The sequence below is a fragment of the Pseudomonas sp. KBN10P06128 genome (assembly GCF_037574945.1).
Classification (GTDB): domain Bacteria; phylum Pseudomonadota; class Gammaproteobacteria; order Pseudomonadales; family Pseudomonadaceae; genus Pseudomonas; species Pseudomonas aeruginosa.
Genome location: NZ_JBBELR010000001.1, coordinates 485,596 through 505,834 on the forward strand (window position 1 = coordinate 485,596; position 20,239 = coordinate 505,834).

24 protein-coding genes are annotated in these 20,239 nt (G+C 67.3%); 11 read left to right on the forward strand and 13 right to left on the reverse strand.

Annotation, left to right across the window (positions count from 1 at the left end):
• Positions 1-32: 32 nt before the first annotated feature.
• The 5 genes from ftsY (at position 33) to VQ065_RS02230 (ending at position 4,710) form a co-directional block, all read left to right on the forward strand.
• Positions 33-1,397: a signal recognition particle-docking protein FtsY gene (ftsY, locus tag VQ065_RS02210; protein WP_031691549.1), complete on the forward strand. Its 1,365-nt coding sequence runs from the start codon at positions 33-35 to the stop codon at positions 1,395-1,397.
• The gene (gene ftsE, locus VQ065_RS02215; RefSeq protein ID WP_003084505.1) at positions 1,394-2,065 is read left to right on the forward strand and encodes a cell division ATP-binding protein FtsE; all 672 of its coding nucleotides are present in this window, start codon (positions 1,394-1,396) and stop codon (positions 2,063-2,065) included. Before ftsY ends, ftsE begins: the two co-directional genes overlap by 4 nt.
• Entirely contained in the window at positions 2,065-3,072 is a 1,008-nt protein-coding gene (ftsX, locus tag VQ065_RS02220; RefSeq protein WP_003084508.1) for a permease-like cell division protein FtsX, read from the forward strand. The genes ftsE and ftsX overlap by 1 nt, the downstream gene beginning before the upstream one ends.
• 113 nt (positions 3,073-3,185) lie before the next feature.
• A complete protein-coding gene (gene rpoH / locus VQ065_RS02225; protein WP_003084510.1) occupies positions 3,186-4,040 on the forward strand; it encodes an RNA polymerase sigma factor RpoH in 855 nt (284 codons plus the stop codon).
• A gap of 64 nt (positions 4,041-4,104) precedes the next feature.
• Complete coding sequence (locus VQ065_RS02230; RefSeq protein WP_003084511.1) at positions 4,105-4,710, forward strand: hypothetical protein; 606 nt, start codon at positions 4,105-4,107, stop codon at positions 4,708-4,710.
• A gap of 4 nt (positions 4,711-4,714) precedes the next feature.
• On the opposite strand, the gene mtgA is transcribed toward VQ065_RS02230, so the two are convergent.
• Positions 4,715-5,446: a monofunctional biosynthetic peptidoglycan transglycosylase gene (gene mtgA / locus VQ065_RS02235; RefSeq protein WP_003084512.1), complete on the reverse strand. Its 732-nt coding sequence runs from the start codon at positions 5,444-5,446 to the stop codon at positions 4,715-4,717.
• A 36-nt stretch (positions 5,447-5,482) separates the two neighbouring features.
• On the opposite strand from mtgA, the gene VQ065_RS02240 reads away from it, so the two are divergent.
• The 5 genes from VQ065_RS02240 to VQ065_RS02260 all read left to right on the forward strand — a co-directional run bounded on the left by VQ065_RS02240 (position 5,483) and on the right by VQ065_RS02260 (position 9,353).
• On the forward strand, positions 5,483-5,860 hold the full coding sequence (locus VQ065_RS02240) for a DUF423 domain-containing protein (RefSeq protein WP_003084513.1): 378 nt from the start codon (positions 5,483-5,485) through the stop codon (positions 5,858-5,860).
• Positions 5,861-5,962: 102 nt separating this feature from the next.
• Positions 5,963-6,163: a sulfur carrier protein ThiS gene (thiS, locus tag VQ065_RS02245; RefSeq protein WP_003084514.1), complete on the forward strand. Its 201-nt coding sequence runs from the start codon at positions 5,963-5,965 to the stop codon at positions 6,161-6,163.
• Positions 6,164-6,221: 58 nt separating this feature from the next.
• Positions 6,222-7,019 (forward strand): thiazole synthase, encoded by a 798-nt coding sequence (locus VQ065_RS02250; RefSeq protein WP_003084517.1) that lies wholly within the window; start codon positions 6,222-6,224, stop codon positions 7,017-7,019.
• A gap of 153 nt (positions 7,020-7,172) precedes the next feature.
• Complete coding sequence (gene trmB / locus VQ065_RS02255) at positions 7,173-7,844, forward strand: tRNA (guanosine(46)-N7)-methyltransferase TrmB (protein ID WP_074198336.1); 672 nt, start codon at positions 7,173-7,175, stop codon at positions 7,842-7,844.
• Positions 7,845-8,006: 162 nt separating this feature from the next.
• Entirely contained in the window at positions 8,007-9,353 is a 1,347-nt protein-coding gene (locus VQ065_RS02260) for a DUF1329 domain-containing protein (protein ID WP_003084522.1), read from the forward strand.
• Positions 9,354-9,365: 12 nt separating this feature from the next.
• Here VQ065_RS02260 and VQ065_RS02265 read toward each other — a convergent pair whose 3' ends face one another.
• The 12 genes from VQ065_RS02265 to VQ065_RS02320 all read right to left on the reverse strand — a co-directional run bounded on the left by VQ065_RS02265 (position 9,366) and on the right by VQ065_RS02320 (position 18,859).
• Positions 9,366-9,623 (reverse strand): hypothetical protein, encoded by a 258-nt coding sequence (locus VQ065_RS02265; protein ID WP_003084524.1) that lies wholly within the window; start codon positions 9,621-9,623, stop codon positions 9,366-9,368.
• 61 nt (positions 9,624-9,684) lie between these two features.
• On the reverse strand, positions 9,685-10,008 hold the full coding sequence (locus VQ065_RS02270) for a DUF3392 domain-containing protein (protein ID WP_003084525.1): 324 nt from the start codon (positions 10,006-10,008) through the stop codon (positions 9,685-9,687).
• Positions 10,009-10,088: 80 nt separating this feature from the next.
• Positions 10,089-11,243 (reverse strand): radical SAM family heme chaperone HemW, encoded by a 1,155-nt coding sequence (hemW, locus tag VQ065_RS02275; RefSeq protein ID WP_023083900.1) that lies wholly within the window; start codon positions 11,241-11,243, stop codon positions 10,089-10,091.
• Positions 11,244-11,364: 121 nt separating this feature from the next.
• The gene (gene rdgB, locus VQ065_RS02280; protein WP_003084527.1) at positions 11,365-11,958 is read right to left on the reverse strand and encodes an RdgB/HAM1 family non-canonical purine NTP pyrophosphatase; all 594 of its coding nucleotides are present in this window, start codon (positions 11,956-11,958) and stop codon (positions 11,365-11,367) included.
• Positions 11,955-12,374 carry a DUF4426 domain-containing protein gene (locus VQ065_RS02285; protein WP_003084528.1) on the reverse strand — a complete coding sequence of 140 codons (420 nt, stop codon included), beginning with the start codon at positions 12,372-12,374 and terminating at the stop codon, positions 11,955-11,957. The genes rdgB and VQ065_RS02285 overlap by 4 nt, the downstream gene beginning before the upstream one ends.
• 131 nt (positions 12,375-12,505) lie before the next feature.
• The gene (gene metW / locus VQ065_RS02290; protein WP_003084530.1) at positions 12,506-13,126 is read right to left on the reverse strand and encodes a methionine biosynthesis protein MetW; all 621 of its coding nucleotides are present in this window, start codon (positions 13,124-13,126) and stop codon (positions 12,506-12,508) included.
• Between the two features lie 7 nt (positions 13,127-13,133).
• Entirely contained in the window at positions 13,134-14,273 is a 1,140-nt protein-coding gene (metX, locus tag VQ065_RS02295; protein ID WP_003084535.1) for a homoserine O-succinyltransferase MetX, read from the reverse strand.
• An 88-nt stretch (positions 14,274-14,361) separates the two neighbouring features.
• Positions 14,362-16,329, reverse strand: a complete 1,968-nt coding sequence (locus tag VQ065_RS02300) for a dynamin-like GTPase family protein (protein WP_003084539.1) — start codon at positions 16,327-16,329, stop codon at positions 14,362-14,364.
• A gap of 107 nt (positions 16,330-16,436) precedes the next feature.
• Positions 16,437-16,733: a DUF167 domain-containing protein gene (locus VQ065_RS02305; RefSeq protein WP_031628111.1), complete on the reverse strand. Its 297-nt coding sequence runs from the start codon at positions 16,731-16,733 to the stop codon at positions 16,437-16,439.
• Positions 16,730-17,323, reverse strand: a complete 594-nt coding sequence (locus tag VQ065_RS02310; RefSeq protein ID WP_003084544.1) for a YggT family protein — start codon at positions 17,321-17,323, stop codon at positions 16,730-16,732. Before VQ065_RS02310 ends, VQ065_RS02305 begins: the two co-directional genes overlap by 4 nt.
• A 10-nt stretch (positions 17,324-17,333) precedes the next feature.
• A complete protein-coding gene (gene proC / locus VQ065_RS02315; protein ID WP_003084546.1) occupies positions 17,334-18,155 on the reverse strand; it encodes a pyrroline-5-carboxylate reductase in 822 nt (273 codons plus the stop codon).
• An 11-nt stretch (positions 18,156-18,166) separates the two neighbouring features.
• Entirely contained in the window at positions 18,167-18,859 is a 693-nt protein-coding gene (locus VQ065_RS02320) for a YggS family pyridoxal phosphate-dependent enzyme (RefSeq protein WP_003084549.1), read from the reverse strand.
• Positions 18,860-19,073: 214 nt separating this feature from the next.
• On the opposite strand from VQ065_RS02320, the gene pilT reads away from it, so the two are divergent.
• Complete coding sequence (gene pilT / locus VQ065_RS02325) at positions 19,074-20,108, forward strand: type IV pilus twitching motility protein PilT (RefSeq protein WP_003084552.1); 1,035 nt, start codon at positions 19,074-19,076, stop codon at positions 20,106-20,108.
• Positions 20,109-20,239: the final 131 nt, after the last annotated feature.

A 20,239-nucleotide genomic window follows, 5' to 3' on the forward strand; every position in this document is an offset into this window, starting at 1 on the left:
TCCCGTGCCGCTCCCTTGAGATACAAGCATTCATGTTTGGTTCCAACGACGACAAGAAGGCCCCGCAGGGCGGGGAAAAGAAAGGTCTGTTCGGCTGGTGGCGGAAAAAGCCGCAAGCCGGCGAGCAGCCTACCGATCAGCCTGTCGAGCCGGTCTCCGAGACAGCGGCCGCCGAGCAGCGCGCGCCTGCCGATGACGTGGCGCAATCCCTGACAGAACAGCCAGGTCGGCAGCAGCCCTCCGCTGCCGAGCCGGCCGAGCCGGCCGAGCCGCCGGCGCCGGTTGCCGAAGCGCCGCTCGCCGGTGACGAGCCAGCGTCGGCCGAGGAGCATTCGCCCCGCCCCGAGGCGCCCGTCGCACAACCCGAGCCTATCCTCGCTGCCGAGCCCGAGCCCGAGCCCGAGCCCGAGCCCGAGCCCGTTGCGCCGCTGGCCGCCGCTCCGGCAGTCAGCGAGCCGGCGACCAGGCCGGGCTTCTTCGCCCGCCTCCGGCAGGGACTGTCCAAGACCAGCGCCAGCATCGGCGAAGGCATGGCCAGCCTGTTCCTCGGCCGCAAGGAAATCGACGACGACCTGCTCGACGACATCGAGACGCGCCTGCTGACCGCCGACGTCGGCGTCGAGGCCACCACCCTGATCGTGCAGAACCTGACCAAGCGCGTGGCGCGCAAGGAGCTGGCCGACAGCGGCGCGCTGTACAAGGCGCTGCAGGAAGAGCTGGCCAGCCTGCTGCGCCCGGTGGAGCAGCCGTTGCAGGTCGACGTCGCGCGCGAGCCCTATGTGATCCTGGTGGTCGGGGTGAACGGCGTGGGCAAGACCACCACCATCGGCAAGCTGGCGAAGAAGCTGCAACTCGAGGGCAAGAAGGTCATGCTGGCCGCCGGCGACACCTTCCGCGCCGCCGCCGTGGAGCAGTTGCAGGTCTGGGGCGAGCGCAACCGCATCCCGGTGATCGCCCAGCACACTGGCGCCGACTCCGCCTCGGTGATCTTCGACGCGGTGCAGGCCGCCAAGGCCCGCGGCATCGACGTGCTGATCGCCGATACCGCCGGACGCCTGCATACCAAGGACAACCTGATGGAGGAGCTGAAGAAGGTGCGCCGGGTGATCGGCAAGCTGGACGAGACGGCGCCCCATGAGGTCCTGCTGGTGCTCGACGCCGGCACCGGGCAGAACGCCATCAACCAGGCCAAGCAGTTCAACCTCGCGGTGGAGCTGACCGGCCTGGCCCTGACCAAACTGGACGGCACCGCCAAGGGCGGGGTGATCTTCGCCCTGGCCAAGCAGTTCGGCCTGCCGATCCGCTATATCGGTGTCGGCGAGGGGATCGACGATCTCCGTACCTTCGAGGCCGACGCCTTCGTCCAGGCACTCTTCGCAGAGCGGGAGAACGCATGATCCGCTTCGAGCAGGTCGGCAAACGCTATCCCAACGGCCACGTAGGCCTGCACGAGGTGTCCTTCCGCGTGCACCGTGGCGAGATCCTCTTCGTCACCGGCCACTCCGGCGCCGGCAAGAGCACCCTGCTGCGCCTCATCCTGGCGATGGAGCGACCGACCAGCGGCAAGCTGTTGCTCGGCGGCCAGGACCTGGGGCGCATCACTACCGCGCAGATCCCTTTCCTGCGCCGGCAGATCGGCGTGGTGTTCCAGAACCACCAACTGCTCACCGATCGTACGGTGGCGGACAACATCGCCCTGCCGCTGCAGATCCTCGGCATGCCCAAGCCGGAGATCGCCAAGCGCGTGGCCTCGGCCCTGGAGCGGGTGAACCTGAAGGAAAAGGGCGAGGCGTTGCCTTCCGACCTTTCCACCGGCCAGCAGCAGCGGGTCGGCATTGCCCGCGCCATCGTCCACCAGCCGGCCCTGCTGCTGGCGGACGAACCCACCGGCAACCTCGACCCGCGACTCGCGTCGGAAATCATGGGCGTGTTCGAGGATATCAATCGCCTGGGCACCACCGTACTGATCGCCAGCCACGACCTGGCCCTGATCGCCCGTATGCGCCATCGCATGCTGACCCTGCAGCGTGGCCGGATCATCGCTGACCGTGAGGACGAGGCCTGATGAGCGCCAACGATCTTCCCCGTGGCCCCGAAGAGGGCGCACCGGAACGCAAGACCCGCGAGAAACCGAGCCAGGAACAGACCGACTGGAGCGGCTCGTTCAGCGCCTACCTGGAAAGCCATCGCGCCAGCCTGGTGGACAGCCTGCGCCGGTTGTTCGGCCACCCGTTCGGCAGCTTCTTCACCTGCCTGGTGATGGGTATCACCCTGAGCCTGCCGATGGGCCTCTCGCTGCTGCTGAACAATGTCGAACGGCTCGGCGGCTCCTGGCAGCGCGCCGCGCAGATCTCCCTGTTCCTCGACCTGAAGACCAGCGAAAACCAGGGCCAGGACCTGCGCGAGCAGATCGAACGCCTGCCGGACGTGATCGAGGCCCAACTGATCAGCCGCGAGCAGGCGCTCAGCGAATTGCAGGAACAGTCCGGCCTGGGCGAAGCGCTCAAGGAGCTGCCGGAGAACCCGCTGCCGCCGGTGATCTCGGTCACGCCCAAGCAGATCGACCGGGCCGGCCTGGAAGCGCTGCGCCAGCAGCTCGCGGAGCTGCCTCATGTGCAGCAGGCGCAGCTCGACCTGGTATGGGTCGAGCGCCTGAGCGCGATCCTCAAGCTCGGCGAACGCTTCGTCTTCGGCCTGACCATCCTGCTGGTGCTGACCCTCTTGCTGGTGGTGGGCAACACCATCCGCCTGCACATCGAAAATCGCCGTAACGAAATCGAGGTGATCAAGCTGGTCGGCGGGACGGACGGTTACGTGCGCCGGCCATTCCTGTACATGGGCGCGTTGTACGGCCTGGGCGCGGGCATCCTGTCCTGGGCGCTGCTGGCCTATTCGCTGAACTGGCTGAACGGTTCGGTGGTCAACCTTTCAGGGCTGTACGGCAGCGACTTCGGCCTGCAGGGCGTGCCGCTGGACGACGGCCTGTCGCTCACCGTCGGCGCGGTGCTGCTTGGCTGGGTCGGCGCCTGGCTGGCCGTGGCCCGCCACCTGCGCGAGCTGGCGCCGCGCTGAGGACAGGGGAATCACGACCGGTCAGCGGGTCGCTGTAAAGGAACTTATACACCCGCTTGCAGTCAGATATCCGAGTGCTACACTGCGCGAGTTTCGTGAATCGGAGGATTCGCATGACCACTTCTTTGCAACCTGTACATGCCTTGGTTCCAGGCGCAAACCTGGAAGCCTACGTGCACTCGGTGAACAGCATTCCGCTGTTGTCGCCGGAGCAGGAGCGTGAACTGGCCGAACGCCTCTTCTATCAGCAAGACCTGGAAGCGGCGCGGCAGATGGTGTTGGCGCACCTGCGCTTCGTTGTTCATATCGCCAAGAGTTATTCGGGGTACGGCCTGGCCCAGGCCGACCTGATCCAGGAAGGCAACGTCGGCCTGATGAAGGCCGTGAAGCGTTTCAACCCGGAAATGGGCGTTCGCCTGGTGTCCTTCGCCGTGCACTGGATCAAGGCGGAGATCCACGAGTTCATCCTGCGCAACTGGCGGATCGTCAAGGTCGCCACCACCAAGGCGCAGCGCAAGCTGTTCTTCAACCTGCGCAGCCAGAAGAAGCGCCTGGCCTGGTTGAACAACGAGGAAGTCCATCGCGTCGCCGAGAGCCTGGGGGTCGAGCCCCGCGAAGTGCGCGAGATGGAAAGCCGCCTGACCGGCCAGGACATGGCGTTCGACCCGGCCGCCGACGCGGATGACGAGAGCGCCTACCAGTCGCCGGCGCATTACCTCGAAGACCACCGCTACGACCCGGCGCGCCAGTTGGAAGACGCCGACTGGAGCGACAGCTCCAGCGCCAACCTGCACGAGGCGCTGGAAGGCCTCGACGAGCGCAGCCGCGACATTCTCCAGCAGCGCTGGCTGTCCGAGGAGAAGGCCACGCTGCACGACCTGGCGGAAAAGTACAACGTCTCCGCCGAGCGTATCCGGCAGCTGGAAAAGAACGCCATGAGCAAGCTGAAAGGGCGGATTCTCGCCTGATCGCCGCGCCTCGCGAAAACCGCACCCCGCAAGGGTGCGGTTTTTTTCTGCCCGGAGGAATCCCATGCCGCGCAATACCCGCTGGCTGTTCTACCTGTCGCTGGCGGTCCTGACCTTCGTCGTCGGCGCCTGGCTGGTCCGTACGCCGGAACCGGCGCGGCCGTTGCCGTGGCTGGCCGACTGGCAGGAGCAGGTGCTGGCGCCGTTGGCGGACAACGCCCTGACCCTGCGCCAGCTGCACGACGCGGTGGATGGCGAGCTGTGGGTGGACCCGCGCCTGGATGGCGTGCGCCTGGCCTTCCGTGGCCGCCTGCTGGGCGACGGCGGCCCCTGGCAGGTGGAAGGCGAGCTGGGTCTGAGCGCCGAGGAGCAACTGAGCCTGCAGCGGGCATCCGCGTTGCAGCCTGGCAGCGCGCCGCAGCCATTGAGCGCCGGATTGGAAGGACAGTTGGGCGACAAGCCGATCGTGGCGCTGAGCATGATTCCCGAAGGCAGGGTTGGTGCCGAGCGGCTGCTGGCCAGTCTCGGCCAGCCGCGCCTGCGCCTGCAACTGGCCCAGGGCGAGGCCTGGGTCTATCCGCAACTGGGCCTGACCGCGCACCTGCCGGACGACGACTTGCGACTGATGCTCGCGGTGCCGCGCCAGGCCCTGGAAAAACCGCCGCGTTGAGCTTTCAGCGCTCCAGGCGCAGCAGGTAGTCGTCGCCGCCCAACTGCCACATCTGCTGGCGAATCCAGGCCGCGCGCTGGCGCACGTAGGGGCCCGGCCTGGCCGCGCTCCATTTCAGCGGGCTGGGCAGCACCGCGGCGAGCTGGCTGGCCTGGGTGCGGCTCAGGCGCTCGGCGTCGAGGCCGAAGTGATAGCGTGCCGCAGCCTGCGCGCCGAAGACGCCCGGGCCCCATTCGGCGCTGTTCAGGTAGACCTCGAGAATCCGTTGCTTGGTCCAGAGCGTCTCGATCAGCAGGGTGAACCAGGCCTCCAGGCCCTTGCGCAGCCAACTGCGCCCGGACCAGAGGAAGACGTTCTTCGCCACCTGCTGGCTGAGCGTACTGGCGCCGCGGATACTGCCGCCGCGCTCGTTGTGCGCGAGGGCCTGCTGGATGGCCGGCAGGTCGAAGCCGTGGTGCTCGGCGAAGTGCTGGTCCTCGCCGGCGATCACCGCGACCTTCAGGCTGTCCGGCAACTGCTCCCAGGAGCGCCAGTCGCGCTGCAGGTCGATGGGCTGGCCGTCGACCCAGGAGGCGACCTTGCGTTCGACCATGACCATGGTCCCCGGTGGCGGCACCCAGCGCAGGACCGCGACCAGCACGACGCTGGCGGCCATGAACCAGAGCAGGTACTTGAACAGGCGGCGGAACAGGGATCGCAACATGCGCGGCTTGGCTTGGAAGAAGGGGGCGGCCATTATAGCGGGCTGGATGCTATCACCGGAGTCTTGTCCATGCTTCGTCCCTTCCTGTTGTTGGCGGCATTTTTCGGTTTCACCGGCGTGGCCCTCGGGGCGTTCGCCGCCCACGGCCTGAAGAAGCAGCTCAGCGCCGAGTACCTGGCGGTATTCCAGACCGGCGTGCACTACCAGTTGATCCACGCCCTGGCGCTGTTCGGCGTGGCGCTGCTCGCCACCCGCCTGGACGGCCGCCTGGTGAGCGCGGCGGGTGGCCTGTTCACGCTGGGCATCCTGCTGTTCTCCGGCAGCCTCTACCTGCTGACCCTCAGTGGCATCGGCAAGCTCGGCATCGTCACCCCGTTCGGCGGCGTCTCCTTCCTCGCCGGCTGGCTGTGCCTGGGGCTGGCCGCCTGGCGCCTGGGCAACGCCTGAGACCGGTTGCCTCAGGCGGCGCACTTGTCGACAAGGCGCCTTGGTCATCGGGGTGGATCGGGCTAGAATGCCGCTCCCTTTCACTTTCGTGACCGTCCAGCCATGCAGATTCAACTGAACGGCGAGCCCTTCGAGCTGCCCGACGCGCAGAGCGTCGCGGACCTGCTGGCCCGCCTGGAGCTTGGCGGCCGCCGCGTGGCCGTCGAGCTGAACCTGGATATCGTGCCGCGCAGCCAGCACGCCAGCACCGCGCTCAAGGATGGCGATCGCGTGGAGATCGTCCACGCCATCGGCGGCGGCTAGGCCTGGCCCCCGAACCCTTCCATCGGCCCCGCAAGCCTTTCCATCCAGGAGTCATCCGATGAGCCAAGCATCCAGTACCGATACCCCCTTCGTCATCGCCGGCCGTACCTATGGCTCGCGCCTGCTGGTGGGGACCGGCAAGTACAAGGACCTCGACGAGACCCGACGGGCCATCGAGGCCTCCGGAGCGGAGATCGTCACGGTGGCGGTGCGGCGCACCAACATCGGGCAGAATCCCGACGAGCCGAACCTGCTGGATGTGATCCCGCCGGATCGCTACACCATCCTGCCGAACACCGCCGGCTGCTATGACGCGGTCGAGGCCGTGCGCACCTGCCGCCTGGCCCGCGAGCTGCTGGACGGGCACAACCTGGTCAAGCTGGAAGTCCTCGCCGACCAGAAGACCCTGTTCCCCAACGTCGTCGAGACCCTCAAGGCCGCCGAGCAACTGGTGAAGGACGGCTTCGACGTGATGGTGTACACCAGCGACGACCCGATCATCGCCCGCCAACTGGCCGAGATCGGCTGCATCGCGGTGATGCCGCTGGCCGGCCTGATCGGCTCCGGCCTGGGCATCTGCAACCCCTACAACCTGCGCATCATCCTCGAGGAAGCCAAGGTCCCGGTGCTGGTCGACGCTGGCGTGGGCACCGCTTCCGATGCAGCGATCGCCATGGAGCTGGGTTGCGAGGCGGTGCTGATGAACACCGCCATCGCCCATGCCAAGGACCCGGTGATGATGGCCGAGGCCATGAAGCACGCGATCGTCGCCGGTCGTCTCGCCTACCTGGCCGGACGCATGCCGCGCAAGCTGTATGCCAGCGCCTCGTCGCCGCTGGACGGCCTGATCGACTGATACCGACTACCTGGGGCGGGCTGTCCGCCGGATGCGGGAAGCGTCCGGCAGGCAGCCCGCCCTTCTGTCTCTAGCAAGGTTTTCTTTTCCATGAGCGATACCCCGCAATCCCCGGCCCAGGACTCCCTGGCGGAACACGACGAAGCACGGCCGATGCGCACCGTGAAGAGCTTCGTGATGCGCGCCGGGCGCATGACCGAAGGCCAGCAGCGTGGCCTCGACCTGGGCTGGCCGAAGTTCGGCCTGGAACTGAGCGATGAGGTTCAGGACTTCGACGCGATCTTCGGTCGCCAGGCACCGCGGACTTTCGAGATCGGTTTCGGCATGGGCCATTCCACCCTGGAAATGGCCGCCGCCGCGCCTGACATCGACTTCATCGGCGTCGAGGTGCACAAGCCGGGCGTCGGCGCGCTGCTCAACGGCCTGCTGACCCAGGGCCTGGGCAACGTGCGGGTGTATAGCTGCGACGCGCTGGAAGTGCTGCGCCACTGCGTGGCCGACGCCAGCCTCGATCGGCTGCTGCTGTTCTTCCCCGATCCCTGGCACAAGAAGCGCCACCACAAGCGGCGGATCGTCCAGCCGGAATTCGCCGAACTGGTGCGGCGCAAGCTGAAGGTCGGCGGCGTGCTGCACATGGCCACCGACTGGGAGCCCTATGCCGAGCATATGCTGGACGTCATGAGCGCGGCGCCGGGCTACCGCAACCAGGCCGAAGACGGCCGCTTCGTACCGCGCCCGCAAGAGCGTCCGGTGACCAAGTTCGAACGGCGCGGGGAGCGCCTGGGACATGGCGTCTGGGACCTCAAGTTCGAGCGCATCGACTGACCCACCGCACCAGCGACGTACCCCTGGCGCCGAACCGGCGCCGGGACTCCAAGCAGACCGGGCACACCCGGCGGACCTCACCTTCAAGCTGCACGTTTCCCGGCTTCGGCCGGATCCAATAATAAGAGCGGCACGGCTCGGCCGGCTGCAAAGGAGACTGCTGTGTTGAAGAAACTGGGCATCCTGTTGCTCGGGGCCGGTTGCGCCTGGGCGGCGCAGGCCAAGGTAGACGAAGTCCAGGCCGCACGCCTGGACCAGGACCTGACCCCGCTGGGAGCGGAGCGGGCCGGCAACGCCGATGGCAGCATCCCGCCCTGGACCGGCGGCATCACCCAGGCGCCGGCCGGCTACCGGCCCGGCATGCATCACCTCGACCCGTTCGCCGCCGATCGTCCGCGCCTGGTCGTCGACAGCCGCAACATGGCCGCCTACCAGGCGCTGCTGACGCCGGGCACCCAGGCCTTGCTGCAGGCCAACCCGGACTACCACCTGCGGGTCTTCCCCACCCGCCGCAGCGCATCCCTGCCGCAGCGCCTGTACGACGCTACCCGCGCCAACGCCAGCCGCGCCGAGCTGATCGCCGACGGCAACGGCGTGCAGGGCGCTGCCGCCGGTGTGCCCTTCCCCCTGCCGCAGAGCGGCCAGGAAGCGATCTGGAACCACATCATGCGCTACCGCGGCGAGCAACTGCACCTGCAGACCAACCAGGCGGCGGTGCTGGCCAACGGCAGCTACAACCTGCTCAAGCTCGACCGCTACCTGTACTTCGTCTATGGCCGCGAGGGGATGATCCCGGAGAACCTCGACAACACGTTGTTCTACTACAAGTACAAGGTGGTCGCGCCGGCGCGCCTGGCCGGTTCGGCGCTGGTGGTGCAGGAAACCCTCGACCAGGTGCTGTCGATCCGCAAGGCCTGGCGCTTCAACCGTGGCGAGCGGCGCGTGCGGCGCTTGCCGACCCTGGCCTACGACAGCCTGCAGCCGGATACCAACGGCATGGCCACGGCGGACACCGTGGATGTCTACAACGGCGCACCGGACCACTACGAGTGGGCGTTGCTCGGCAAGCGCGAGATGCTGGTGCCTTACAACAGCTACGCGGTGCACCAGAAGGGCCTCGCCTATGGCGACATCCTCAAGAGCCGCTTCATCAATCCCGACCTGCTGCGCTACGAGCTACATCGCGTCTGGGTGGTCGAGGCGACCCTGCGCAAGGGCTTCAGCCATCCCTACGCCAAGCGCCGCTTCTACCTCGACGAAGACAGCTGGCAGATCCTCGCCGCCGACATCTACGACAAGGATGGCGTGCTGACCCGGGCCCAGGAGGTCCATCCGATCAACTACTACGATGTGCCGCTGGTCTCCAGCACCCTGGAAGCGATCTACGACTTCAAGGGCGGCCGCTACTTCGTCGATGGGCTGGACAACAACGAGCCGATGTACGACTTCGGCGTGCAGGTCGGGCCGCGCGACTTCACCCCGCAGGCGCTGCGCCGGGAGGGTAACTGAGGCGGACGGCCCTCAGACGATCAGCTCGGCGCCGCGCAGCGTGCCGTCGTCGTCCAGGCGCGCCGGCGCCGGGCTGATCTGCAGGTACTTGATGCTGTCCCGCGGGATCAGCAGCAGGTCGCCGTCGACCTCGACGCTGAGATAGGGCGTGTCCAGCTGCTGGCGGATACTGCGGGCGACCTCGGCCGGGTCGTCCTGCTGGCGCGGGAAGCGCAGCGACAGGCGCTGGCCGTCGGTGAAATGCAGGTAGAGGTGCTTGATCGGTTTCATGCGGGCTCCCGGAGGCCATGACGCTCTTGGGGACGGCGCTGGCCGCCGGGAGACCGGGGGCTCAGCTGCGATCGGCGATCATGCCGATCACGAAGAACACTAGCAGGAGCACGGGCGCCAGGGTGTAGTTGTTGAAGTAGCCGAGGCCCTTGGCCAGCCAGGGGGTGACGAAGACCATCGCCAGGCCGTAGCCGACCGCGCAGATCAGCACGAACAGCAGGGTGCGGAAGACGAAGTTGAGGCTGCCGATGCGCTGCTGTACCCAGGCGTTGATCGCCGGGCCGAACAGCACCAGCAGAGTGGCCATGATGGCCAGGGAAATGTCCGACAGGTGGCTGCGGCTCCAGCGCGACAGGGTGGCGATCAGGTCCAGCGCGTAATCCATCGAGGGTTCCTTGTAACGAATCGGCGTGTCGGTCGGCGGAGTTTACCTGCCTGCCGGCACGGATGGGCGTGCATCCGTCGTCACGGCAGGAAATGTTGCAGCAGGTCGTTGAGGAACAGCTGGCCGCGTTCGCTGGGACGCAGGTGCTGCGGGTCGTCGGCGAGCAGCCCGGCGTCGCGCGCGGCGGCGCAGGCATCGGCGATCGCCGCCAGCGGCTGGCCGGTGCGCTGCGGGTAGAGCGCGGCGGGGACGCCGTCGACCAGGCGCAGCACGTTCATCATGAACTCGAATGGCAGGTCGGCCGCTTCCAGCGGGCGCTCGCCGGCCTGGAAGGCCTTTTGCGGGTTGAGGTAGTCCTTCGGCAGGCGGGTCTTCCAGGTCCGCACGATGCGTCCGTCCGGCGCGCTCAGCTTGGCGTGGGCGCCGGCGCCGATGCCGAGGAAGTCGCCGAAGCTCCAGTAGTTCAGGTTGTGCCGGGCGCGCAGGCCGTCGCGGGCGTAGGCGGAGGTCTCGTACTGGCGGTAGCCGTGCGCGTCGAGCAGGGCCTGGCCGGCTTCCTGGATGTCCCAGAGGATGTCGTCCTCGGGCAGCTCCGGCGGCTGGCTCCAGAACACCGTGTTCGGCTCCATGGTCAGTTGGTACCAGGAGAGGTGCGTGGGGGCCAGGGCGAGGGCCTGGCGCAGGTCGGCCAGGGCGTCGTCGAGGCTTTGCCCGGGCAGGCCGTGCATCAGGTCGAGGTTGAAGTTGTCGAAGCCGGCCTGGCGCGCCATGTCGGCGGCGCGCACTGCCTCGGCGCCGTCGTGGATGCGTCCCAGGGCCTGCAGCTTGTCGGCCTGGAAGCTCTGTACGCCGATGGACAGGCGATTGATGCCGAGGCGCCGGTAGTCGGCGAACTTGACCTGTTCGAAGGTGCCGGGATTGGCTTCCAGGGTGATCTCGATGCCGTCGGCGAAGCCGACCTTGCGTTCGACGCCTTCCAGTAGCCGGCCCAGGGCCTTGGCCGAGAACAGGCTGGGTGTGCCGCCGCCGAAGAAGATCGAACCCAGGCGCCGGCCGTGGACATGGCGCAGGTCCTGCTCCAGGTCGGCGAGCAGGGCGTCGACATAGGCCTCTTCGGGCAGCTCCGGGCCCGCGGCGTGGGAGTTGAAGTCGCAATACGGGCACTTGCGCACGCACCACGGGATGTGCACGTACAGGGCCAGGGGCGGGAGCTGGAACGGGGTGGCTTGGGTCACGGGCGGGGCGGGGTGGGGGCGGTTTCGGGGCGCTATCGTGGCATGAGTTCGGCCAACCTCCAAGGCGGCCGGACGAAACGCCGTGCCGACGCCGCCCGGGGGCGGCGCCGGCGGCTGCGGCTCAGAGGCCCAGGCGCTGCTTGAGCAGGGCCATGGCGCGGGCCCGGTGGCTGAGGCGGTTCTTCTCCTCGGGCGCCAGCTCGGCGCTGGAGCAGTCGCGTTCCGGCACCCAGAACAGCGGGTCGTAGCCGAAGCCGTGGGCGCCGCGGGCTTCGCGAAGGATGCGGCCTTCCCAGATGCCCTCGCAGAGGATCGGCAGCGGGTCGTCGGCGTGGCGCACCAGCGCCAGCACGCTGACGAACTGTGCGCCGCGCTCGGCGTCCGGGACATCCTTCATGGCCTCCAGCAGCTTGGCGTTGTTCGCCGCGTCGCCCCGGCCGTCGGCATAGCGCGCCGAGTAGATGCCCGGCGCGCCGCCGAGGAAGTCCACCGCCAGCCCGGAGTCGTCGGCCAGCGCCGGCAGGCCGGAGAGGCGTGCGGCGTTGCGTGCCTTGAGGATGGCGTTCTCGACGAAGGAAAGACCGGTTTCCTCCGGTTCCACCTGGCTGAACTCGCCGATCGAGCGCACCTTCACGCTGGCGCCGAGCATGGCCTGGAGTTCCTTGAGTTTGCCGGCATTGTGGCTGGCCAGCACCAGCTGTTCGAGCTTGATCATTCGTCCGGGAAGATTTCCTTGTTGAAACTGAAGGTTTGCGCAGGTTCGCCCTTGGCCTCGACCTTGATGGTGAAGACCAGGGTCTCGCGCTGGCTGATCGGGAACTGCGCCAGGTTGTAGATGGCGCCTTCCTCGCTGACCCGGCGGAACTCCAGGGGGATGACCTTGCCGGTCAGGTCCTTGGCCGAGCCGGTCACGCTGGCCTCCACCGGCTTGCCTTTCTCCATCGGCACCACGTTGATCACGCCCTGCGCCTTGCTGCGTACCAGGCCGACCGCGCTGGCCACGTTGGGTTGGAGGAAGCTGGAGTTGAACACGTTGTAGTGGACGTCCAGGTCGCCGAAGCGCTGCACCTGCTCGGCGAGGACCGGCAGGCTCAGGCAGAGGCCGAGGACGAAAGCGGTGAAGCGGCGCATGGTGGTTTCTCCTGAAAGGTGGCATGGACGTTGTCCATGGTCTGCTGCCGGCGGCCTTGGCCGGCTTCGGCAGCGCTCTCCCGAGGACGAGCGGAGGGGCGCCCGGCCCTGGCCCGCAGCCTGGCGCGTTCCTAGACGGCGAGGTTGCGGGTCTGCACTCCGGGTCCGGTGACCCGGTAGATTCCAATCTCACCCAATAGATTAGGCCACAGCCGGCTGGCCCAGCCATGCCGGTGGTCACGGTCTACGGCCAGGCGGTCGAGCACGCGCATGCGCAACTGGCGGCACAGGCGCTCGAAGTCCTGGAAGGTGCAGAAATGGATGTTCGGCGTGTTGTACCAGGTATACGGCAGGAACTCGGAGACCGGCATCCGGCCGTTGCGCGCCAGGTACCAGCGGCAGCGCCAGTGGCCGAAGTTGGGGAAGGTGATGATGCAGGTCTTGCCGACCCGCAGCATCTCTTCGAGGATCTTGTCCGGATAGTGCACGGCCTGTAGCGCCTGGGTCATCACCACCACGTCGAAGCTGTCGCTGGCGAAGTTGCCCAGGCCCTTGTCGAGGTCCTGCTCGATCACGTTCACCCCGTTTTCGATGCAACGGGCGATGTTGTCGGGGTCGATCTCCAGGCCGTAGCCGCTGACCTGCTTGTGGTCGCGCAGCCAGGCCAGGAGTTCGCCGTCGCCGCAGCCGAGGTCGAGGACGCGGCTGCCGGCGGGAATCCATTCCTGGATGATTTCAAGATCGGCGCGCATCGGGTCCTCACACGCTGATGCGGTTCATGTAACCGCTGAAGGCTTGCAGGTACCGGGGGATCGGCATGAGGAAGGCGTCGTGGCCTTGCGGGGCGTCGATCTCCAGGTAGCTGACGTTCTTTTTCGCCGCGATCAGGGCGTCGACGATTTCCCGCGAGCGGGCCGGCGAGAAACGCCAGTCGGTGGTGAAGGACATCAGGCAGAAGTCCGCCTCGACGCCCTCCAGGGTGCGCACCAGGTCGTCGCCGTGGGCGGCGGCGGGGTCGAAGTAGTCCAGCGCCTTGGTCATCAGCAGGTAGGTATTGGCGTCGAAGCGGGTGGAGAACTCCTCGCCCTGGTAGCGCAGGTAGCTCTCGACCTGGAACTCGACGCTGTGCAGGTCGTAGTTGAGCTTCTCGGTCTTCAGTACACGGCCGAACTTGGCGCCCATGGCGTCGTCGGACAGGTAGGTGATATGGCCGACCATCCGCGCCAGCTTGAGGCCGCGCTTGGGAATCACGCCCTGCTCCTGGAAGTAGCCGCCGAGGAACTCAGGGTCGGAAAGAATCGCCTGCCGGGCGACTTCGTTGAAGGCGATGTTCTGCGCCGACAGCTTCGGCGCGCTGGCGATGCACAGGCAGTGACGGACGCGTTCGGGGTAGCTGATGGTCCATTGCAGCGCCTGCATGCCGCCGAGGCTGCCGCCGACCACCGCGGCCCACTGGCGGATGCCGAGGCGGTCTGCCAGGCGCGCCTGGCTATGCACCCAGTCTTCCACCGTGACCATCGGGAAGTCCGCGCCGTAGACTTTGCCGGTCGCCGGATTGATGCTGGCGGGGCCGCTGGATCCGTTGCAACCGCCGAGGTTGTTGAGGGCGACGACGAAGAACTTGCGGGTGTCGATCGGCTTGCCCGGACCGATGCAACTGTCCCACCAGCCCGGCTTGCGCTCGTCGACGCTGTGGTAGCCGGCGGCGTGGTGGTGGCCGGAGAGGGCGTGGCAGATCAGCACCGCGTTGCTCTGCGTGGCATTCAGCTCGCCGTAGGTTTCGATCACCAGGTCGTACTCGGCCAGGGACTTGCCGCTGGTCAGCTCGAGCGGTTCGTTGAAGTGCAGCGTCTGGGGGGAGACCAGACCGACGGAGTCGTCGGGGAAGACTGTGGGCATCGACCCTGCTCTCGAACAAAGGAGGGCGCCAGTCTAAAGAGCGTCGCCCCCAGCGGCAAGCGCGCTGGCGCGCGCCGTGGGAGCGGGGTCAGGCGCGCTGCGAGCCGGGCAGGTTGACCACCTTGGCCTGGCGCTGCAGGGGCGAGGGGCGGCGCAACTGGCGGAGGATGTCGCCGGCTTCGCGCAACTGTTCCTGCAATTCCTCGGCGAACCCGGCGAAGGCCTGGCTGCGCTGGCGTACCTGCTGGGTCTCCTGGGCCAGGCCCTTGAGGCGGAGCATGTGGCTTTCGAGCAACTGTTTGTTTTCCAGGGTGTGCTGCATCAGCGGCATCAGCGCGTCGTTGGCCCAGCGCTCGGTTTCCTCGCGCAGGCGCTGGTGCAGGCCGACCACCTCCTGCACCAGGGTGGCGAAGAAGCGCCGGGTCAGCAGGCGTTGCTCGGTAAGCACGGTCTTCAACTGCAGGCGGAACTGGTCGCCCTTCTTCTTCAGTTGCAACAGTTCGCGCTGGTAGCGCTGGACCCGCAGCTGCGGCGCGTCGAGGGCGTAGAGCGGGTTCTCCTCGTTGTGCCGGCGGTAGATGGCGGCGACCATGCGGTTGGCCATGCCGGCCTCGTGCTCGAGGTTGTCGAGGTCGTGCTCCACCGCGCGGAAGAACGCCAGGATCGCCTGGTTGATGCCGACCGTGGTCAGGCTGCCGTTGAGGTTGCGCCGCACCTTCTGCAGGTGCTGTTCCATGCGTTCGCTGCGGATCGTCTCGCGCAGCGTCGCGCCCTGGTGCTGCAGCAGGCGCTGGTTGGTCTTCAGGTTGAGCAGGCGGCGGTGGTGGCGGCCGTGGTCGTCCTTGGTCTTCGCGGTCAGTTCGAACAGCAGTTGGCCGCTGTCGCGCTGCTTGTCGTCGAGCAGCGCGCGCTGTTCCTCGACCTTCTCCAGGCGCAGGCGCAGCAGATGCTGGCTGTTGTGCAGCAGGCCGAGGACCTGGCCGAGCACGGCGTTCTCCAGCAGCGCTTCCTTCTGCGCGACGATGCGCTCGCAGAGCAGCGCTTCCAGCCGATCCAGGCGACTGCGTTCGAGCAGCGCCGGTTCGCCGCGGACCTTGGCCAGCAGCGCCTGCTTCGCCGACAGCGGCAGCACGTCGCCGCGCTGCAGGCCGAGCTGGCGGGCCGTGCCGTCCTGGATCAGGCGGATGGCGTTCTGTACGAAGCGCTCGCCGGAAAGGTCGTCCCAGAGCACGTCGATCTTGTTCAGCACGGCGAACAGGCTGCTGTGGCCGTCCTCGCGCAGTGGCTGGATGTACTTCTGCCAGATTTCCATGTCCGAGGCGGTGACACCGGCGTCGGCGGACAGCAGGAACAGGATCGCCTGGGCGTTGGGCAGCATCGACAGGGTCAGCTCCGGCTCGCTGCCGAGGGCGTTCAGGCCGGGCGTGTCGAGGATCCGCAGGCCCTGGCGCAGCAGCGGGTGGTCGAAGTTGACCAGGGCGTGGCGCCAGGCCGGGACGCGCACCTGGTCGGGCTCGTCGGCGGCTTCCAGGGCATCCGGATGGAAGCCGAGCTGGATCGCCTGTTCCACCGGCAGCGCCTTGGTCTTGGCGACCTGGGCGAAGGCCTGGGCCATGCCCTCCGGGTCGCCGGTGTCCAGCGGAATGTTCACCCAGTGGCGCGGCACGCGCTTGAACTGGGCGACGCTGGCGTCGGCCAGGCGCGTCTCGATCGGCAGCAGGCGGATGTAGCTGCGCTCGGCGCGCGGATCGTGGAACAGCTCGGTGGGGCACATGGTGGTGCGCCCGGCGTGGGACGGCAGCATGCGCTGGCCGTAGCCGGCGAAGAACAGGCTGTTGATCAGCTCGGTCTTGCCACGCGAGAACTCGCCGACGAAGGCCAGGGTGATGTGGTCCGCGCGCAGTTGGCGCAGGGCGCGTTCGAGCTTGGCCTCGACCGCCGGGCTGTTCAGCCGGCTGCGCTCCAGCCAGCCGCGATAGCGGGTGATTTCCCGCATCAGCTCGCGCTTCCAGGCGACGTAGGCGTCGATTTGATGGCTGAGTCTTTCCATGCTCATCCAGGGGCTCCAGGGCGCGGGACCGGCGGGGGAAGGATGGCGTGGATTATGCGGGGGAGCGGGGAAGCGTCAATTGGCCTGCTTCACATTCCTGCACGTAAGGTCGGTCAAGCGGGTCGAGCGGCGATCCCCAGTTCCTCCGGCAATCGGGTCGGACGGCGGATGCGCACCCGTTTCTGCCGGTTCAGCTCGCCGCTTTCGAGACTCACCAGGCTCTTGGCCACGCCGAAGGCCTTGCCGAGGAAGGCCAGCAGATGGGCGTTGGCCTTGCCCTCCACCGGCGGTGCGGTGAGGCGGATCTTCAGGCGTTCGCCGTGCAGCCCGGCGAACTCGTCGCGGCTCGCCTTGGGCTGCAGGTGGCAATCGAGGAGCAGGTCCTCGCCGTCCCAGCGGTAGAAGCTCAGAGGAAGATGCTCAACTGCTGGGGCATGCCGGTCATGGCCGCCAGGTTGTTGATCACCAGCATGTCGATCAGCTTCAGCGCGAGGAACGCGAAGATCGGTGAGAGATCCAGTCCGCCGAGGTTCGGCAGGAGCTTGCGGAACGGCATCAGCAGCGGTTCGCAGATCTGGTTCACCAGTTGCGCGCCGGGGTTGTAGCTGCCCGGGGCGACCCAGGAAAGGATCACGCTGATGATCAGGGCGAAGAAGAACACCTTCAGGAACAGCGAGGTGACGGCGATGATCGACCAGATCAGCAGTTGCATGATGAAGCCGCCGACGCCGTAGCCCATCAGCATCAGGATCAGGATCATCAGCACCAGCTGGATCAGGATCGCCAGCACCAGCGAGGCCAGGTCGATCCCGCCGAAGCCGGGGATGATCCGCCGCAGCGGGTTCAGCAGCGGCTTGGTGGCGCGCACGATGAACTGGCTGAGGGGGTTGTAGAAGTCCGCGCGGACCAGTTGCAGGATGAAGCGCAGCAGCACGATCAGCAGGTAGAGGCTGCCGAGGGTCTGGAGGATATAGATAGCAGCGGTGTTGAGGCCGATCATCGACTACTCCTTATTGGCCAAGCTGTTCGGCCAGCTCGGCGGAGCGCTGGCTGGCGGCGTTCAGGGCCTGCTCCACCAGTGCTTCGAAGCCGTTGGCCTGGAAGGATTTGATCGCCGCCTCGGTGGTGCCGTTGGGCGAAGTCACCCGGCGCCGCAGTTCGGCCGGCTCGACCTCGCTGGACAGCGCCATCTGCGCCGCGCCGAGGGCGGTCTGCAGGGTCAGGCGCGAGGCTGTCTCGCGGGACAGGCCGAGCTTCTCGCCGGCGTCGGTCATGGCCTGCATCAGCAGGAAGAAATACGCCGGGCCGCTGCCCGACACCGCGGTCACCGCGTCGATCTGCGCTTCGTCGTCCAGCCACAGGGCGATGCCTACCGCAGACAGCAGCTGCCCGGCCTGCTCGCGTTGCGCGGCGCTGACCTGCGCGTTGGCGTACAGCCCGCTGGCGCCCTGGCGCAGCAGCGCCGGGGTGTTGGGCATGCAGCGGACCACCGGGCGCGGCTGGCCGAGCCAGGCTTCGAGGCTGGCGCAGGGGATGCCGGCGGCGATGGAGACGATCAGTTGCTCCGGCTTCAGCGCCGGCGCCAAGGCCTGGCACACGGCTTTCATGGCCTGCGGCTTGACCGACAGGACCACGACGTCGGCGTCGGCCACGGCCTCGGCGTTGGACTCGACCACGTCGATGGCGAACTCGCCGGCGATCTTCGCGCGTTGCTCGGCGCCCGGGTCGCTGGCGCGGATCTGCGCCGCCGGCACGCCTTGGGCGCGCAGGCCGCCGATCAGGCTGGCGGCCATGTTGCCGGCGCCGATGAACGCTATGCGGGGTGTGCTCATAGGGGATTCCTTCAAGAAGCCGGCGCGCCGTAGTCGCGGGCGCCGAACAGGGCGGTACCGATGCGGACCCAGGTCGCACCTTCGCCGATGGCTGCCTCGAGGTCGTCGCTCATGCCCATGGACAGGGTGTCCAGGCCAAGGTTCAGGTCCAGCAGCAGTTCGCGCAGGCGGGCGAACGCGGCGTGTTGCGCGGCGCGTTCGGCGGTGGGTTCGGGGATGGCCATCAGGCCACGCAATCGGAGGTTGGGCAGTTGCTTCACGGCCTCGGCCAGGGCCGGCAGGTCCTCGGGGGCGCAGCCGGACTTGCTGGCTTCGCCGCTGACGTTGACCTGCAGGCAGACATTCAGGGGCGGCAGCCCGGCCGGGCGTTGCTCCGACAGGCGCTGCGCGATCTTCAACCGGTCCACCGAGTGCACCCACTGGAAATGCTCGGCGATGGGCCGCGTCTTGTTCGACTGGATGGGGCCGATGAAGTGCCAGTTCAAGGGCAGGTCGGCCAGTTCGGCCTGCTTGCCGAGGGCCTCCTGCAGGTAGTTTTCGCCGAAGTCGCGAAGGCCGGCGGCGTGCGCCTCGCGCACCGCGGCGGCGGGCTTGGTCTTGCTCACGGCGAGCAGGCCGACCGTGGCCGGATCGCGCCCCGCAGCTTGCGCTGCCTCACGGATGCGCGCGGCAACCTTTGCAATATTCTCTGCTATCGTGGACATTACCTGCGCCCTATGGAAGTGCGGTCGGCGTCGGCTCGACGCCCTCGAAACCGCCGGCCTCGATGGCCATCTTCCTGTTCCAGTGTCGAGGTTCCGCGTCTGGCGCAGGACACCACGCGTGTCCTGGAAGCACCCTGGTTCATCCGGTGTTTTCCTTGTCCGAGACGGCGGCTTTGGCGGCATTCTACCTGCTTGCTTGTAATTGGGGAGTCCCATGGATATTACCGAGCTGCTCGCCTTCAGTGCCAAACAGGGCGCTTCGGACCTGCACCTCTCCGCTGGCCTGCCGCCCATGATCCGGGTGGATGGCGATGTACGCCGGATCAACCTGCCACCGCTGGAACACAAGCAGGTGCATGCGCTGATCTACGACATCATGAACGACAAGCAGCGCAAGGACTTCGAGGAATTCCTCGAGACCGACTTCTCCTTCGAGGTGCCGGGCGTCGCGCGTTTCCGGGTCAACGCCTTCAACCAGAACCGTGGCGCCGGCGCGGTATTCCGGACCATTCCCTCCAAGGTACTGACCATGGAGGAGCTTGGCATGGGAGAAGTGTTCAAACGTGTTTCAGACGTCCCGCGCGGGCTGGTACTGGTAACCGGGCCGACCGGTTCGGGCAAGTCCACCACCCTGGCGGCGATGCTCGACTACCTGAACAACACCAAGTACCACCACATCCTCACCATCGAGGACCCGATCGAATTCGTCCACGAATCGAAGAAGTGCCTGGTCAACCAGCGCGAGGTGCATCGCGACACCCTCGGCTTCAGCGAAGCGCTGCGCTCGGCGCTGCGGGAGGACCCGGACATCATCCTGGTCGGCGAGATGCGCGACCTGGAGACCATCCGCCTGGCCCTGACCGCGGCGGAGACCGGCCACCTGGTATTCGGCACCCTGCACACCACCTCGGCGGCGAAGACCATCGACCGGGTGGTCGACGTGTTCCCGGCCGAGGAAAAGGCCATGGTTCGCTCGATGCTCTCCGAGTCGCTGCAATCGGTGATCTCGCAGACCCTGATCAAGAAGATCGGCGGCGGCCGGGTGGCGGCCCACGAGATCATGATCGGCACCCCGGCGATCCGCAACCTGATCCGCGAGGACAAGGTCGCGCAGATGTATTCGGCGATCCAGACCGGCGGCTCGCTGGGCATGCAGACCCTCGACATGTGCCTCAAGGGCCTGGTCGCCAAGGGCCTGATCAGCCGCGAGAACGCCCGCGAGAAGGCGAAGATCCCGGAAAACTTCTGATCCTGGCGCCGATCCGCCGCGCTTCGCCCGAATCCCGGAACTGCGTCTAGGATTCAAGAGCGGGAGAGCGGTACCGTAGGCGCATTCCTACCTATCCTTGCCGGCGAGCGCGTCCAGCGCCCGCTCGCCCG